This window comes from Erythrobacter sp. SN6-5, from assembly GCF_057364945.1.
In genome coordinates, this window is record NZ_CP200282.1 from 983,190 (window position 1) to 998,844 (window position 15,655).

General features: G+C 54.9%; 20 protein-coding genes. 17 read left to right on the top strand and 3 right to left on the bottom strand.

Features of this window, described 5'->3' with window-relative positions; translation table 11 throughout:
- Positions 1 to 11: 11 nt before the first annotated feature.
- A complete protein-coding gene (locus AC0V6Z_RS04855; protein ID WP_472640251.1) occupies positions 12 to 665 on the top strand; it encodes a nicotinate-nucleotide adenylyltransferase in 654 nt (217 codons plus the stop codon).
- Between the two features lie 132 nt (positions 666 to 797).
- The gene (gene rsfS / locus AC0V6Z_RS04860; RefSeq protein ID WP_472640847.1) at positions 798 to 1,145 is read left to right on the top strand and encodes a ribosome silencing factor; all 348 of its coding nucleotides are present in this window, start codon (positions 798 to 800) and stop codon (positions 1,143 to 1,145) included.
- Here rsfS and AC0V6Z_RS04865 read toward each other — a convergent pair.
- Positions 1,142 to 1,315, bottom strand: a complete 174-nt coding sequence (locus AC0V6Z_RS04865; RefSeq protein WP_486176438.1) for a hypothetical protein — start codon at positions 1,313 to 1,315, stop codon at positions 1,142 to 1,144. The two genes, rsfS and AC0V6Z_RS04865, sit on opposite strands and share 4 nt — an antisense overlap.
- Before the next feature lie 14 nt (positions 1,316 to 1,329).
- Between AC0V6Z_RS04865 and AC0V6Z_RS04870 the strand changes: the two genes are divergently transcribed.
- The 6 genes from AC0V6Z_RS04870 (at position 1,330) to AC0V6Z_RS04895 (ending at position 6,256) form a co-directional block, all read left to right on the top strand.
- Positions 1,330 to 1,749 (top strand): 23S rRNA (pseudouridine(1915)-N(3))-methyltransferase RlmH, encoded by a 420-nt coding sequence (locus AC0V6Z_RS04870; RefSeq protein WP_472640848.1) that lies wholly within the window; start codon positions 1,330 to 1,332, stop codon positions 1,747 to 1,749.
- Between the two features lie 21 nt (positions 1,750 to 1,770).
- Positions 1,771 to 3,006: a murein hydrolase activator EnvC family protein gene (locus AC0V6Z_RS04875; RefSeq protein ID WP_472640253.1), complete on the top strand. Its 1,236-nt coding sequence runs from the start codon at positions 1,771 to 1,773 to the stop codon at positions 3,004 to 3,006.
- A 158-nt stretch (positions 3,007 to 3,164) separates the two neighbouring features.
- Positions 3,165 to 4,508 (top strand): S41 family peptidase, encoded by a 1,344-nt coding sequence (locus AC0V6Z_RS04880; RefSeq protein ID WP_472640254.1) that lies wholly within the window; start codon positions 3,165 to 3,167, stop codon positions 4,506 to 4,508.
- 21 nt (positions 4,509 to 4,529) lie between these two features.
- The gene (locus AC0V6Z_RS04885; protein WP_472640255.1) at positions 4,530 to 5,006 is read left to right on the top strand and encodes a disulfide bond formation protein B; all 477 of its coding nucleotides are present in this window, start codon (positions 4,530 to 4,532) and stop codon (positions 5,004 to 5,006) included.
- On the top strand, positions 5,003 to 5,524 hold the full coding sequence (locus AC0V6Z_RS04890; protein ID WP_472640256.1) for a demethoxyubiquinone hydroxylase family protein: 522 nt from the start codon (positions 5,003 to 5,005) through the stop codon (positions 5,522 to 5,524). The genes AC0V6Z_RS04885 and AC0V6Z_RS04890 overlap by 4 nt, the downstream gene beginning before the upstream one ends.
- 90 nt (positions 5,525 to 5,614) lie before the next feature.
- Positions 5,615 to 6,256, top strand: a complete 642-nt coding sequence (locus AC0V6Z_RS04895; protein ID WP_472640257.1) for a hypothetical protein — start codon at positions 5,615 to 5,617, stop codon at positions 6,254 to 6,256.
- A gap of 31 nt (positions 6,257 to 6,287) precedes the next feature.
- Here AC0V6Z_RS04895 and AC0V6Z_RS04900 read toward each other — a convergent pair whose 3' ends face one another.
- Both AC0V6Z_RS04900 and AC0V6Z_RS04905 read right to left on the bottom strand, forming a co-directional pair.
- Positions 6,288 to 6,728 (bottom strand): GDP-mannose 4,6-dehydratase, encoded by a 441-nt coding sequence (locus AC0V6Z_RS04900; protein ID WP_472640258.1) that lies wholly within the window; start codon positions 6,726 to 6,728, stop codon positions 6,288 to 6,290.
- A complete protein-coding gene (locus AC0V6Z_RS04905) occupies positions 6,715 to 7,302 on the bottom strand; it encodes a GDP-mannose 4,6-dehydratase (RefSeq protein WP_472640259.1) in 588 nt (195 codons plus the stop codon). The genes AC0V6Z_RS04900 and AC0V6Z_RS04905 overlap by 14 nt, the downstream gene beginning before the upstream one ends.
- Before the next feature lie 438 nt (positions 7,303 to 7,740).
- On the opposite strand from AC0V6Z_RS04905, the gene AC0V6Z_RS04910 reads away from it, so the two are divergent.
- The 9 genes from AC0V6Z_RS04910 (at position 7,741) to AC0V6Z_RS04950 (ending at position 15,437) form a co-directional block, all read left to right on the top strand.
- Positions 7,741 to 9,069: a nucleotide sugar dehydrogenase gene (locus AC0V6Z_RS04910; protein ID WP_472640260.1), complete on the top strand. Its 1,329-nt coding sequence runs from the start codon at positions 7,741 to 7,743 to the stop codon at positions 9,067 to 9,069.
- A gap of 4 nt (positions 9,070 to 9,073) precedes the next feature.
- Entirely contained in the window at positions 9,074 to 10,012 is a 939-nt protein-coding gene (locus AC0V6Z_RS04915) for a Gfo/Idh/MocA family protein (RefSeq protein WP_472640261.1), read from the top strand.
- 1 nt (position 10,013) lies between these two features.
- Complete coding sequence (locus tag AC0V6Z_RS04920; RefSeq protein ID WP_472640262.1) at positions 10,014 to 10,916, top strand: LbetaH domain-containing protein; 903 nt, start codon at positions 10,014 to 10,016, stop codon at positions 10,914 to 10,916.
- Entirely contained in the window at positions 10,913 to 11,332 is a 420-nt protein-coding gene (locus tag AC0V6Z_RS04925; RefSeq protein ID WP_472640263.1) for a DegT/DnrJ/EryC1/StrS family aminotransferase, read from the top strand. Before AC0V6Z_RS04920 ends, AC0V6Z_RS04925 begins: the two co-directional genes overlap by 4 nt.
- Positions 11,333 to 11,363: 31 nt before the next feature.
- Entirely contained in the window at positions 11,364 to 12,035 is a 672-nt protein-coding gene (locus tag AC0V6Z_RS04930; RefSeq protein ID WP_472640264.1) for a DegT/DnrJ/EryC1/StrS family aminotransferase, read from the top strand.
- Positions 12,036 to 12,079: 44 nt separating this feature from the next.
- A complete protein-coding gene (locus tag AC0V6Z_RS04935) occupies positions 12,080 to 12,580 on the top strand; it encodes an acyltransferase (protein WP_472640849.1) in 501 nt (166 codons plus the stop codon).
- Positions 12,581 to 12,856: 276 nt separating this feature from the next.
- Positions 12,857 to 14,110 (top strand): hypothetical protein, encoded by a 1,254-nt coding sequence (locus tag AC0V6Z_RS04940; protein ID WP_472640265.1) that lies wholly within the window; start codon positions 12,857 to 12,859, stop codon positions 14,108 to 14,110.
- Positions 14,111 to 14,233: 123 nt separating this feature from the next.
- Complete coding sequence (locus AC0V6Z_RS04945) at positions 14,234 to 14,692, top strand: NAD-dependent epimerase/dehydratase family protein (RefSeq protein WP_472640266.1); 459 nt, start codon at positions 14,234 to 14,236, stop codon at positions 14,690 to 14,692.
- A gap of 4 nt (positions 14,693 to 14,696) precedes the next feature.
- Entirely contained in the window at positions 14,697 to 15,437 is a 741-nt protein-coding gene (locus AC0V6Z_RS04950) for a sugar transferase (RefSeq protein ID WP_472640267.1), read from the top strand.
- Positions 15,438 to 15,655: the final 218 nt, after the last annotated feature.

Genomic DNA, 15,655 nt, shown 5'->3' on the forward strand with positions numbered 1-15,655 from the left:
TCGCAAGCGGTATGCGCAAAGGCCTGCGAACTGGTCTGCTGGGTGGCAGTTTCAATCCCGCGCACGGCGGGCATCGGCGAATCACGCTGTTTACGATTGATGCGCTGGGCCTGGATGAGGCCTGGTGGCTTGTCTCGCCCGGCAATCCGCTAAAACCGCGCAAGGGTATGGCGCCGCTCTCGGCCCGCGTCCAATCGGCGCAAAAACAAGCACGCCGGGCGCGGATCGTGCCGACCGCCATCGAACAGCAGCTCGGCACGCGCTTCACGCTCGATACTTTGCGCGCGCTCAAGCGCCGCTATCCCAAGCGCGAATTTATCTGGCTGATGGGTTCGGACAATCTGGCGCAATTCCACCGGTGGAAGGCCTGGCGCGATATAGCGCGCACAATGCCGATTGCGGTGATCGCACGGCCCGGCTATACTGGCCAGGCTATGGCGAGCCCCGCTATGGCCTGGCTCAGGCGCTACCGAGTGCCCGCCGCCAGTTTTCAAAAACGGGGGCGATGGAGCGCACCTGCACTGGTGTTATTGCGTTTCGATCCTGACACGCGTTCGGCCACGGCAATTCGCCGTGCCAATGCGGATTGGGCGGCGCAATATTCGCAGGCAGGCGTGCGAGACCGGCTGACGTTCAGGCGGATTCAGGCATCGGAGGGAGTATGAGGCGCATATTCGGCGTTTCTGATCCTGCATTTACCCACCCCAGTATCTGGAGTTCTATATTCGCCTATGAATCAGGCACAAACTTCCGCGTCCAATGCCAATGTGGCCCCGCCAGCAGGCGGTGCAGCTGATATGGCGAAGCACGAATTGCACGAATTGGTGATGCGTCAGCTGGACGATGATCAGGCTCAGGAAATCGTTTCGATCCCGCTTGAGGGAAAGAGCTCGATTGCTGATTACATGGTGATTGCATCGGGTCGCTCGACCCGGCAAGTGGCCGCTATCGCTCAGAAATTGGCTGAAACGGTTAAGCAGACTGGGCATGGCCCGGTACGCATTGAAGGCTTGCCAGCGGCCGATTGGGTGCTGGTCGATGTAGGCGATGTGGTGGTGCATCTGTTCCGTCCAGAAGTGCGCAGTTTCTACAATCTGGAACGGATGTGGGCGTTCGACGGCGAAGTCGGCATGGGTAAAGCTTAGCTTTCTGACTTCAAGCGCCAGCGGCGGTATCCGCCGCCTTGGCTATCCTCGCTCACGCGATCAAAGATCGCATCGCTGCGGGCGGCCTCTTGGCCTTGCTGCCCGTTGTAGGGGCCTGATCGTTGCGGCGTCGCATAGCTTTCGTGCTTTACAACACTTCCTTCCACCAATGGGAGCTCTGACCATTCTCCTCCATGTCGTCGCTCGCGGAAAGATCGCCCGCTCGCCCGAGGCGGAGCTGGTAGCGCGCTATGAAAAACGGCTGACGTGGCCGGTGAAACTCACCGAATTGCCGGAAACTGGCGGGAAAGTGCCTGATCCTCAAGCGCCGCTTAAGACCGTGCTGCTCGATGAGCGCGGCAAAACCATGAGTTCCGAAGATTTCGCCGCACTGCTTGGCCGCTGGCGCGATGACGGCATTCGCGAGGCCCGCTTTGTACTTGGCGCTGCGGATGGGCACAGCCGCGAAGAGCGCGCCGAGGCGGATTTGTTGCTGGCGTTTGGTCCCGCGACATGGCCACATTTGCTTGCCCGCGCGATGTTGATGGAGCAGCTCTACCGCGCCTCAACCATTCTTGCAGGTCACCCCTATCATCGCTCGTAATGATCGGGCAAAAGGGCGCGCATGAAGAGGCAGATCTCAGCTACCGCAGGCGCTATGGCACTGGCGATTGCGGGTTTTGCGGCGCTTGTCCCTGATGGCAATGCTCAGCGCGATATTGCGCTGCTTGATCCGGCTGAGGCGCGCCAGCAATTGGCCCGCGCTCAGCGCGCGGCGGCGGATGCGCAAAAACGCGCTGCTGAACTGACGGAAACGGCGGAGAACTCTGCGCTTGCTGCGGAAAAGACAGCAAGTGAGGCTGCGGCCTTGGCGGCGCAGGTCCAACAATCCGAAGCGGAGATTGCGGCGGCTCAGGCGCGCTATTCTCTGGCACAAACGCGGCGCGAGGAACTCGGTGCACGCTTGGCGGAGCGGCAAGAGCCCTTGGTGCGCTTAACCGGCGCGCTGCAGGCGATGTCTCGCAGGCCGCTGGCGCTTTCTGCATTGCAGCCCGGCTCTCTGCGTGAAACGGTTTATGTGCGCGCGGTTCTCGACAGCGCCGTGCCGCAAGTGCGCGCTCGCACCGCTGCCTTGCGCAGCGATCTGGACGAAGGCCGCGCGCTGGAAGATCAAGCACGCGAATCGCTCGCTGATCTGCGCGGTAGCGAAGGCGTTTTGCAGGAACGCAGAGCCGCGCTCACCCAATTGGAGGCGCGTCAGCGACGGGACTCGAGCGAAGCCCGCGCTATTGCCGCGAGGGAGAATGAACGCGCATTGGCGCTGGCGGAGGACGCACGCGATCTCGATGGTCTGATCGGCGAACTGGGTAATGCGAGTGAATTGCGCCGCGAGCTTGCGGCATTATCCGGACCGGTCCTACGGCCCGCTCAGCCAAGCGCATCTCAGGTGTCGATCGAGCCATCGCCGACCCCGTCCCAGGATGCCGATGAAATCGCCCCACCGGCGGATTTTCAGCTCCCTGTTCAAGGCCGCACGGTTGCTGGCTTTGGCGCGCTTCGCGACAGCGGATCTCGCAGCACCGGCGTGGTGATTGCGCCCGCTGCCGGAGCGCAAGTGATCGCACCTGCTGCTGGCCGAGTGGCGTTTTCGGGACCGTATCGGGGATTCGGGCGAATCGTTATTATTGAGCACGAAAATGGCTGGACCAGCCTGGTCACTGGCCTTGCGACCAGTGATGCGGAGGTTGGCGATCAGCTGGTTAGCGGCAGTCCGTTGGGCGTCGCCGCCAATCAGGATCCGGCAATAACGATTGAGCTGAGGCGCGCCGGAAAGCCGGTTAACCCACTGCAATTTCTGTAAGAATTGTAGGGCATAGGCCTGCCGAGCCGCCGCCCTACCACTTGCTCATCCCACGTAGAATCGCGCGATGTGATGCACAAAATTCATGTGGTCGCTCTCATCTGGCATTCAGACAGTTTGCGCGATACACATGGCATATTACGCCAAAGGAGCCCTGCGTGCCCAAGAAGTTTATCGCCCTGCTGCAAAGTGCAGCGCTCGTGACCACCATCGCGCTTATCCCAACCGCCACGGCCAGCATGGCTCAAGTGGAAGGCCGCGCTGGTCCAGAATTTTCGAAATTGTTCGCCACCTATCAACGGATCAAGGCGAGCTATGTCGAGGATGTCGAGGACGAAGTGCTGGTTCGCGGTGCGATTGACGGGATGCTGGCGGCACTTGATCCGCATTCGGCATATCTCGATGGCAGCAGCCTGCAGCGCCTCAACACCTTGATCGATGGCAATTACTCCGGTCTTGGCCTGTCCGTAGTGATGGAAGACGGCGCGGTTAAAGTGATCTCGCCATTCCGTGGCAGTCCCGCAGAAGGCGCCGGCATTAAGGCTGGCGATTTCATTACGCACCTTGACGGCGATCTTATTTATGGCGGTGACTTGGACGATGCCGTTGCACGGATGCGCGGCGAGGCTGGCACTTCGATTGAGCTAACGATCTTCAGGGCAGGGCGTGAAGAACCGCTGGAGGTGTCCGTCACACGCGGCGTGATTGAGCTAGAGCCGGTCACGCACAAGCTGGAGGCGGGCAATGTCGGCGTAATTTCGGTCAACGAATTCTCCGCCGATGTTGGCCAGGACGTGTTCAATGCATGGCAAGCCATCCAGACCGAAGCGACCGGCCGGGTCAGCGGCCTGATCCTTGATCTGCGCTCCAACCCGGGTGGCAGTCTGGACGAGGCAGTCGCCTTGTCCGACCTGTTCCTCGACAAGGGTCGGATCGTATCGCAGCGCGGCCGCGCTCGCGGTGAAACCCTGCTGTATGATGCCGAAACCGTGTTCCGCGGCGATATGGCAGAGGGCACTCCGGTCATCGTGCTGATCGATGCGGGCTCTGCATCGGCTTCTGAAATTGTCGCAGGCGCTTTGCAAGATCATCGCCGTGCGCTGGTGATGGGCGATCGCAGCTTTGGTAAAGGCAGCGTCCAATCGTTGCTGCCGCTGGGCCGTGACACCGCGCTTAAGCTGACCACTGCGCGTTATTACACGCCGTCGGGTCATTCGGTGCAAGAAGGCGGGATCAAGCCGGATATCACCGTGCCGCAATTGTCTGATCCCGATTATGCGCTGCGCAGCAAATATGTGACGCGTGAGAGCGATCTGCGCGGGCATCTGGTCAATGAGCTGGGCCTCAAGGACGACGAACTTGAAGGCGATAAGATCGATGATCCGCGCTTCAAACTGACCGCTGAACAGCTGGAGGAACAGGGCGTTGAGGACTTCCAATTGCACTATGCGTTGGAGACTTTGCGCCGCACGACAGCAAGTTCGGTGGCGCTGCGGGAATAAGCCGCCTAAAGCGGGCGAGTTATGGCTGATTTCTCGCGGTTGAAGGCCGCTCAAACTCTGGCATTTGCGCTCCCGGCGGGTTTGCTGGGCGGTGCATACGTCTCGCAATATGGCTTTGACCTGTTTCCGTGTGAAATGTGCTGGTGGCAGCGCTGGCCCCATTTTGCGGCGCTCGGCTTTGCGATTCTGGGGTTCTTTGCCGCGCCAAAGCGGCTGTGGCTTAGCCTGGCTGGACTGGCTGTAATCATCTCAGGATTGATCGGCGGATTTCATGCGGGCGTTGAATATGGCTGGTGGGAAGGCATCACCGGCTGCGCGACCATTCCTTCGGGGCCGGGAGCAGCGGCGTCGGTTATGGACACCAGCACACCTCTGGTGCGCTGTGATGTTGCGCCGTGGAGCCTTTTTGGCGTTTCGCTAGCGGGTTGGAACTTCCTCTTTTCATGTCTCGGTGGGATCACCATCTTGGCACTGATAGCCAAGCAGGAGCGAGCATGAAACGCGAAGACATCCACCGCATGATCCGCGTTGATCAAGCCGGAGAATTCGGCGCGACGCGGATCTATGAAGGTCAGCTGGCAGTCATGGGCGATCGCGGGCCGCACAGCCAGGAAATCGCGCATATGGCAGAGCAAGAGAGGGTTCACCGCGAGAAATTCGACGCTTTGATGGCAAAGCGCGGCGTGCGGCCGACCGTGCTGCAACCGTTCTGGTCGATGGCAGGCTATGCTTTGGGTGCTGGCACAGCCTTGCTCGGCCCAGAGGCGGCGATGGCCTGCACTGCGGCGGTCGAAACCGAGATCGATAAGCATTACTCGGATCAGCTCGACGAACTTGAGGCAGACAATGCTGACCCAGAGCTGGCTGAAATGATTGAGAAATTCCGCGAGGAAGAGCGCGAGCATCACGATGCGGCGATTGCCCATGGGGCGGAAAAAGCGCCTGCTTACGGACTGCTCTCAGGCGCGATCCGATTGGGCTGCCGCGCGGCGATCAAGATCAGCGAGCGTATTTAGCCTGCGCTTGATGTACTAGGCCGCCCTTCAGCCATGGTTCACGGCGAATGGTGTGATATAGCGCTCAGAAATTCATGTGAGGAACATTCGATGACGTCGCTGCCCCGTAAGACCCTGATCGCCAGTCTCACGCTTGGTGTGTCCGCCATGCTTGTGGCTGCGCCTGCCTCGGCTCAGGAGGGTGAGGCGCTGCCCGATGATGTGCAAACCGCCTATGTTTACGGCGATGACGATGCCCCGCCGTGCCCCGAGGGTACGATTTGCGTGATCGCTAGGCTGCCGGAAGATGATCGGTTCCGTATTCCGCCCGCCTTGCGCTTTTCGGATAATCCGCAAAATACGGCTTGGTCGCGCAGGGTGGAAAGCCTTGAATTGGTTGGCGCTTTTGGCACTTTGTCGTGCAGCCCAACCGGCGCAGGCGGTCTGACCGGCTGTACGCAGCAATTGATCAACGATGCGTACAAGGACAGGGCAGAGGGCCAGGATGTTCGCTTTAGCGAGCTGATCGAGCAAGCGCGCCAAGAGCGTTTGTCGAACATTGATGTTGATGCCGCCGCCGAGCAGAGCCGGGTCGAACAGATCGAGCGTGAGTATCTTGAGCGGCTGGAGCGGGAGCGCTCGCAGGCACTGCCAGGCGAAGAGGGACCGCCTGCTTTGACTGAGTCAGAGCCGAATGAAGCGGCCTCCACACAATCGGCTGAAGCACCCGCTGAGGAAGCGCCGCAAGGCTGAATTCTTGGGTGAGCAGCCAGCGCGCTCGACTCTAGATTTTGTAATAGTCGCGGTACCAGTCAACAAACTGACTGACGCCCTCTCGCACATCCGTTTTCGGTACGTAACCGGTCAGCTTTTTCAGCAAGGTTGCGTCCGCCCAAGTGGCAGGAACATCGCCCTTTTGCATGGGCATAAAGTTCTTGATCGCCTTGCGCTCGCAAGCACTCTCGATCGCCTCCACGAAGTCCATGAGGCGAACCTTGTCATTGTTGCCGATGTTAACGACGCGATACGGCGCGGCCGGTGACAAGCTGTCATACTCAGCGATATCATCCGCGCTGCTGGACCGCTCTGGTGGGGTGTCGATCAGCAAACGAATGCCGCGCACCAGATCTGAGACAAAGGTGAAGTCGCGGTACATGTTACCATTGTTGTAAATGTCGATCGGTTCGTCAGCTAAAATGGCTTTCGTAAACTTAAAAAAGGCCATATCTGGCTAAGCCCCATGGACCGTAGACAGTGAAAAATCGGAACATAGTTGTCGGCAGATTCCACAAGTGCGCATAGGAATGCCCCATAGCTTCATTTGCTTTTTTGCTCGCTGCGTAAAAGGTTAGCGGAGTATCGCATTTCTGGCGTTCGCCGAACGGCATGCTTTCATTCGCGCCGTATACTGAGCTGGTTGACGCCATTAGTAGGTGGTCAACTTCGAGTTTGTGCGCGATCTCCATTACATTGAACGTGCCAGTGACGTTCGATTCTAGGTAGGCTCGAGGATTTTCTAAGCTGTAGCGCACCCCAGCTTGAGCGGCGAGGTGAACGATAACATCGGGCTGCTCCTTGAGCGCGAAAGTTTGCAGGGTATCAAAATCCTCCAGCCTGCCAATTCTGCAGCTAAAGTTCGAATTTTTTTGCAAAATCTCGTGGCGTCGCTCTTTCAGGCGGACGTCGTAGTAATCGGTGAGGCCGTCGTAGCCGACGACTGCGAAGCCTTCGTCCAACAGCAATTGGGACAAGTGAAAACCAATAAATCCGGCGCTGCCAGTGATAAGAATTTTGCGCATGTGGTCTCCTGGGCAATTCGTGCATCCATAGGCGGCTATCGGAAGATGGTCACCTGCATAGATTAGAATGACAGATTTGACCTCTCGCGGTGCCTTCTGATCTGCGGCGATCTACGACGCCAAATAACGACCACATGAAAGGTGTCAGTGCTTATTGAATCCGAGCACCTCTGCTGAAACTCGAAAGGGCGTGAACGAACCTAGCGTTGACAGATTGATTTATGGCTTGAATAGGGCGCAATCAATGCCGCAACTATATTGCTTCTAACTGTCGGTAAGCACGGCGCACGTGACGGTATGTGTAGGGTGGGATGCGGGATCTTCGCAGAGTGAATTGCGCTGAAAGAAAGCCGCCCCCTTCACCGCTGTGACAATTGGCAGGAATTTCCTTAAAGGGTGGGTTTGACCGCTTGCTCCCAGATCATTGAAAGGACGAAAATGGCTACTCGCCTACCGGTTGCTGCAAATGCGCAACTGATCGAAAAGCTGGAAGGCCGTGAAGCCGTTATCGGTATCCTTGGCATGGGCTATGTTGGCCAGCCATTGGCGCTTCGTTACAGTCAGCTCGGCTACAAAGTAATCGGATTTGAAGTCGATGTCACAAAAGTTGATGCGCTGAACGCTGGGCAGTCGCATATTGAGCACATCAGCGATGCTGATGTTGCTGCTGCCAATGCTGCAGGAATGGAGTGCACCACTGATTTCATCAGAGCATCGGAGGCGGATGCTCTCATTTTATGTGTGCCCACCCCCTTGAACAAGCACCGTGAACCTGACCTCAGTTTTGTTGTCCAGACCACTGAGTCGGTCGTTCCGTATTTACGGGCGGGCCAAGTGGTCTCTCTGGAAAGCACAACCTATCCAGGCACCACCGAAGAAGAATTGCTACCTCGTATCACGTCTGGCGGTCTGGTGGTCGGCGAAAACATTTTCTTGGTCTATTCGCCTGAACGCGAAGATCCAGGCAATGCCAACTTTACAACGAACACGATACCTAAGGTGGTAGGGGGACACACTCCGAACTGTTTGGCGGTTGGTGAAGCTCTTTACGGCCAAGCGATCGACCGGGTTGTGCCAGTATCATCCACCAAGGCTGCAGAAATGACCAAGCTTCTTGAGAATATTCATCGCGCGGTGAACATCGGCTTGGTGAATGAGATGAAGATCGTGGCTGATCGCATGGGCATCGACATATTTGAAGTGATTGACGCCGCAGCAACTAAGCCGTTTGGTTTCACGCCATATTATCCCGGGCCAGGTCTAGGCGGACACTGCATTCCAATTGATCCTTTCTATCTCACGTGGAAGGCGAGAGAGTATGGCCTGCATACCAGATTCATTGAATTGTCTGGCGAGATCAACCAAGCAATGCCAGATTATGTTGTTAGCAAGGTGATGGGTGCCTTGAACGATAATCGCCAGGCTCTGCGCGGTAGCCGGATACTTGTCCTGGGTATCGCCTATAAGAAGAATGTTGATGATATGCGCGAAAGCCCTTCTGTCGAAGTCATGGAAAGGCTTCGCGATTCAGGCGCGCAGGTCGAATATTCGGATCCGCACGTTCCAGCCTTTCCAAAGATGCGGAACCACAATTTTGATCTAAGGTCGGTGGATCTAACGCCAGACACAATTGCTAAATTTGATGTACTAGTATTGACGACCGATCATACCAGTTTCGACTACGAGATGATCCGCGAAAACGCGAAGCTACTAGTCGACACTCGTGGTGTGTATCGTGTACCCGCAAACAATATCGTTAAGGCCTGAATCAATGAAGAATTTTGCCCTCATTGGTGCCGCTGGTTACATCGCACCTCGCCATATGAAAGCGATCCGTGACACAGGCAATGATCTGGTTGCTGCGATGGATGCTAGCGATTCCGTTGGCATTATTGATAGTCATTTTCCTGATGCTCAGTTCTTTACTGACTTCGAAATGTTTGATGCGCACTTGAGTGGCAAGCGCCGTGCGGGTTCTGCGCTCGATTACGTATCAATTGCCTCGCCTAATTTCCTGCATTCAGCTCACATGCAATGGGCTTTGCGCGCGGGTTCGGATGCAATTTGCGAAAAGCCTCTGGTGTTGCATCCGGAAGACATGGACGAGCTAAAGGCTGTGGAAGCGGACACAGGTCAAAAAATCCATACGATTCTGCAATTGCGGCTGCATCCGGCAATTTTGGCCTTGCGTGACCGTGTCGCCAGGACTCCTGATAAGCGCAAGATTGAGGTTGATTTAACCTACATCACTTCTCGCGGAAATTGGTATCTAAAGAGCTGGAAGGGTGCACAAGATAAGTCTGGCGGAATTGCCACCAATATCGGCGTCCACTTTTTTGATATGCTGCATTTTGTATACGGCAAATTGCAAGAGAGCGTTGTTCATCTAAACACCCCGAAAAAGGCTGCTGGGTATCTCGAATATGAACGTGCGCGCGTTCGGTGGTTTCTCTCCCTTGACTGCAATGATGTGCCTTCTGAGGAGCGAGCAAAGGGTAAACGTACCTATCGTTCGGTCCTGGCTGATGGAGAGACATTGGAGTTCTCTGAAGGTTTCACTGAACTCCACACTAAGATTTACGAGGACATCCTGGCCGGAGGCGGTTTTGGTGTTGAGGAAAACCGGGTCGCTATTGAAACGGTTGCGGACATCCGAAATGCCTCAATTTCGCCGATCAGCGACCTGACTCACAGATTTGTGGAGCGGTGATATGTTTACTGGCAATACCACTTCTTTGAAAACTATAGATGTCGACGGATTGGCCGTCGCACGTGATTGTGACTTCGCATATGTTGGGAAGATCCCAACAACTTTGGAAAAGCGCGTTGTGCCTGCCAGCAAGCCCGCTCATGTTGCAGCTGCATTAGAGCAATCTGGCATCGTCGGAATAATCACGCTGCCAAATCTGGCGGAAACAATTCCCGACCAGATGGGGCTGGCACTAGCAGATAATCCTGTGGCTGCGAGTTTGATGATCCAGCGCAAAATCGCTCAACGAGCTGATTTTCAATGGGAATCGTTTCCAAGCCGGATCCATCCCACAGCGACAGTGTATTCCGGTGCATATGTAGCTGATCACGATGTTGAAATCGGTCCTGGATCAGTTGTGTTTCCCAATGCGGTCGTAATGCCGCGCTCGATCATAGGCGCTAACTGCTCCATCGGCCCAGGCACGATCGTGGGATGTGATGCGTTTGAAGTCGATATGGCGTCGGAACCTCGGACAATAGTCGCTCAATCAGGCGGCGTTCGCATGCATGATAATGTGGATGTCCAGGCGAAATGCACATTGGTCAGAGCAACCTTCGGTGGCTTTACAGAATTGGGCAGCGGAACGAAACTTGATTGCCAAATCCATGTTGCGCATGACTGCGAAATTGGTCCCAATGTCCGGATAGCGGCTTGCGCAGAAATCTCAGGGCGTGTGGTAATTGGTCGTGACACTTTTGTCGGACCCAACTCGTCCATATCTAATGGTATTGTCATTGGCTCGAACGCTCAGATCACACTTGGAGCAGTCGTCACTCGTGATGTTGCTGAAGAAGTAAAAGTGACTGGCAATTTTGCTGTTCCTCACCGTAAATGGCTTACATTCATGAGAACTCTAAAGTGATACCATTCGTAGATCTGGCCGCCCAACAGGCTCGTTTGCGCGAGGAGATTGACGCAGGCATCGCTCGCGTGTTGAGCCATGGAAAGTATATTCTCGGGCCCGAAGTCTCTGAGCTTGAGGAGAAGCTGGCTGCCTACACTGGCGCGAGCGAGTGCATCACTGTTGCCAATGGTACGGATGCATTGCAAATCGCCCTCATGGCGCTTGGTGTGGGGCCTGGCGATGAAGTGATTACGCCAGGTTTCAGCTACATAGCTACCGCTGAAACCACCGCAGTGCTGGGCGCAAAGATAGTCTACGTTGATACAGATCCTGTGACTTTCAACATGCAACCTGCCTTGCTCGAAGCGGCGATCACATCAAGAACGAAAGCTATCATTCCGGTTTCACTCTACGGCCAGCTAAGCCGACTTTGACGCCATCAATACCATCGCAGAGAAACACGGCTTGCCGGTTATCGAGGATGGCGCTCAGAGTTTTGGCGCCAGCCAAAATGGCCGTAAGAGCTGCAATCTCTCCACGATTGCGTGCACGAGCTTTTTTCCTTCAAAGCCGCTGGGCTGTTACGGTGATGGAGGGGCTATTTTCACCTCTGATCCCGAGCTTGGGAAGCAGCTGCGCAAGATTGCGCGGCATGGCCAGACGAAAAGGTATTACCATGAGATTGTCGGGGTAAACTCTCGGCTGGACACTCTACAAGCGGCGATTTTATTGCCCAAGTTGGCGATCTTGGACGATGAGATTGCCGCTCGGCAACGCGTGGCAGACATTTATGCTGAGCAATTGGGCGGCCAAAACTGCTTGCGGCTGCCCACGATCACGTTTGGAAATACATCTGCTTGGGCTCAGTTCACCGTCCGGGTGGATAACCGCGAGGATATTCAGGCGCAACTAAAGGAGCTCGGCGTGCCCACAGCGGTTCATTACCCACTCCCTCTCAACCGGCAACCTGCTGTCGCCGATCATAATGTCTCGCTTGTTGAGGGAGACCGGGCCGCTGAGGAAGTGATGAGTTTACCGATCCACCCGTATTTGACTGATGACGACATCGCCAAGATCGCCGATGCACTTTTAAAAGTTCTGAATACCAACAGGCCTGCAATGGAGGGCGTGTCATGAAATGGCTCGCCTTGCTCCTGTTCTACTCCACTCGCGTCTGGGCCATGGTTGACCGGAAGTTTTGGCAGTGGACTACGGGAGCTTTTCTCGCACACAAGAGTAAGTCGTGCGGTTCCATTTTCGTTAGTGGGCGCGGACGGTTTGCTAATGCTCACGGTCTCACAATTGGGAACAATGTACAGGTTAATTTCGGCGCTAACTGGGTTTGCGATGGTGGCCTTACCATAGGTGACAATGTTCACATCAGCTCCAATTGCACGATCTATACTCGCAATCACAATATACGAGGCACTGCTCTCCCTTACGATGATGAGAACATTCCTCGACCGGTTACAATTGGTCGGAATGTTTGGATTGGTGTCAATGTAACGATTGCGCCTGGCACGGAGATTGGTGAGGGCGCAATCATTGGGTCCGGCGCAGTTGTCCATGGAAAGATCGCACCTCTCGCGATTGTAGGCGCTGCCGCCTCGGTTGCGTTTAGCGCTAGAGACAAAGCACATTATGATCGCCTTGATCAGGAGGGGCGGTATCACCTGCTCTAAGAGCACTGGACGTTTTAATGGTCGGCGCCGCTTTCGTTGCACTCGATCATTAGTAGTGCCTCGGCTGGCCAGCGGAATTAGTGGCAGACAATCACCCAATTTTTTCTCAGCTAGGCAGCGGGCGTGAAATCAAGCTTTTCGTACGCGACACGCGAGTATGTTGAGTATATAATAGACAGAAATGAGCTTAGACATTCCCACCGCCGCTGAAGGCTCATCTGCCTCATCCTTATTCGAGTTGGATACAAGCCTTTGTTCTGCAGAAGTGTTTTTTAAATGCTTCTTAAAGCTCCAGGCCAAGCGGTAATTGATAGGTTGCAGGGCGAGAGGTTGCAATTGGGCGCGGCAAGTGCCCTGATTCAAGGAGCAAACCTTGCGCTGTTGCTGCTTGCTAAAGTGGTGTTACCGACTGAGGGCTTTGCTTTTTTCCTCACGCAATTGGCGGTTGTCGGCATAGTCGGTTCGGTCGCGAGTATGCGGTTCGAGATTTTGGTTTTTCAAGAACATGCACGCATCTCCGCAGCCGCAGTTGTGATGCCACTTACCGCCTTGGTGTTGGTTGTTTTGCTTGCCATTTTGGGGTCTGGGCTTGTTTCTGGCCTTTTTCCCAGTTTCCCTTCACTCTCGATTTTTGGCATTCCGATGATTGTGGGGCTAGGTCTCAGCGAGGTTTTGAGTTTTCTCTTGGTCCAATCAAAGAGAATTCGAGCATTGTTGTTAATGCGCAGCATGCAGGTCGCAATTCTTGCAGTTTTAATGGGCGCTATGGCTCTTGGGTTGGAGGGCTTTAGCGGTGAGCTCGTGTTGCTTTTTGCAGGTCTAGGTTTTGGAATTCCCGCCCTAATCTGGATTGGCCATTTGCTGTTGAACTTACGCCTGGAAGGCGACAATCTCCCGCTGCTCTACACGCCGACGCCCGATATGATCAAACGGTCTGCTTGGCTCACTGTTTCAACGGGTGTGAACTCCGTTTATGTGAATTTGCCACTACTTGCAGCAGCCGCGACGCAAACGCCGCAATTCGTTGCTGATTTTGGCCTGATCATGCGCATGTTCACTGCTCCGATCACGCTAATCTATCAAGTAATTGGCAGACTATTTCTGGCCGAAGCAATGCGATGGTCGGTTATTCGGGAAAGGCAGACCTATAGCTTATCTCTCCTGATAGCACGAACCATGGTTCAAAGCGTTGGTTTATATGTGCTTCTGGCGCCCGTTTTATTCGGGCTGCTCTATGTTTTTCGCGAACCTTTGGATTTGGAGCATTTAGGAATTGCTGTATTTTTGTTTCTCGCGGCGTTAGGGCAGTGTGCTATAAATCCGGTTGCACAGGTGCGAATTGCACTCAGCGATGAAGGGGCTTTTCTAGGCTTTGACGCTATGCGCCTCGTAGTCCTCGCCCTTGCTTTGTATTTCGCTTCGCTGATCATTCCATTTGAAATGGCTTTCGGATTGACCGCACTTGGCCTCTACGCAAGCTATATATTTTTTATACGATATCGCGTGGCGCGGAGCGTTGCCTCAATATAAAGCTTGGCGTATTTTTTCGTGCTTCGGTCGTGTGCGAAGATAGCGCTTGACGATTTTGTTAAATCCTTGGCAGTAGCGCCGCTTTGCCCAAGCCGGGTGATCGGTTGAAGAGTGACCATACCATTGAAGATCGCAATAACCGGGGCGTCCGGGTTTATCGGTCGGCAGCTCGTTCCGCTCCTAAGGAACGACGATCATGAGTTGCTCGTGATTGGACGAGATACTGCGCGCTTGTCGCAAGTATTTCCGGATGTTTCAGCATCTTCCTATTCTGAGCTCACCGGTAAGGCGAAGGGCTATGATATCCTCTTGCATTTGGCGGTGGCAAACAATGATAGCGATTTGCCTGAGGCTGAGGTTTTTGAAGTAAACGTCGACTTCATGCTTCAGGTAGCACTCCAAGCGAAAGCTGCGGGCATAGAGGAATTCGTATTTAGCTCATCGGTGCATGCATTGGATGAAGCGAACAATTCAGCCTATTCCAAGAGCAAAAGGGCCGGGGCAAGAGAGCTCGAGGCAATTGAAGGTTTGCGATCGACAGCTATTTTCTTGCCCGCGATGTATGGAACACAGTGGGCTTAGCCGTTTGTCGTTTCTCAATCACCTTCCAGCAGTGATTTCTCGCGGTCTGTTCTCGGCGGTGGCCGCATTGCAACCGACGGGACATGTTCAGCTCTTAGCCGATCACATCGTTGATCGCGGACGCTCAGAAAGTGCTGAAACCCCTGTCATCCTGTCCGATGATAAGGGCAAGAACCTGATGTATAGCTGTGTGCGCTGGCTGATCGATAAAGCATTTGCGGTTGCTGTGATTGCATTGCTCTGGTGGTTGCTGATCGCCTTCTGGACGGCCATAAAACTGGACAGCAAAGGCCCAGGCATTTTTGCCCAAACCAGGATGGGACGTCAGGGCAAGCCGTTCACATGTTACAAATTTCGAACCATGACGCTTGGAACCAAGCAGGCTGGCACCCACGAGGTTTCTGCCGCGTCTATAACGAAAATCGGAGCGTTCATGCGGCGGACTAAGGTGGATGAATTGCCGCAGGTGCTTAATATTCTCAAAGGTGAAATCAGCCTTATTGGCCCGCGACCCTGCCTGCCCATTCAAACTGAGTTGATCGAAGCGAGGCGCGAGCGCGGCGTACTCGGCCTCTTGCCGGGCATAACTGGCCTGTCGCAGATTCATGATATCGATATGTCAGAGCCACAAAGGCTGGCGATATCCGATCAGCAATATGTCAAATTGCGGTGTTTGGCACTAGATGCAAAGATTGCGCTCGCAACGGCCTTTGGACGTGGACAAGGTGACAAGGTGGCGAAGTAATAGGTCAAAGCCGGATGAGCGAGATTTTGAGATTTCCCACGCCAAAGCGCAGTCACGGAGGGATGGTCTGCCACGAAAGCTATGGACGCCGCCGCACCGATAAGTTAGCTGCTCTCTTTCAATGATTGGGTGTGCAGAAACTACTGACGCTCGACTGGTAACAAATCTGCTTCGCGGTCTCGGCGGATCAAACTCCACCTTCCCCTGGCTTTAGAATA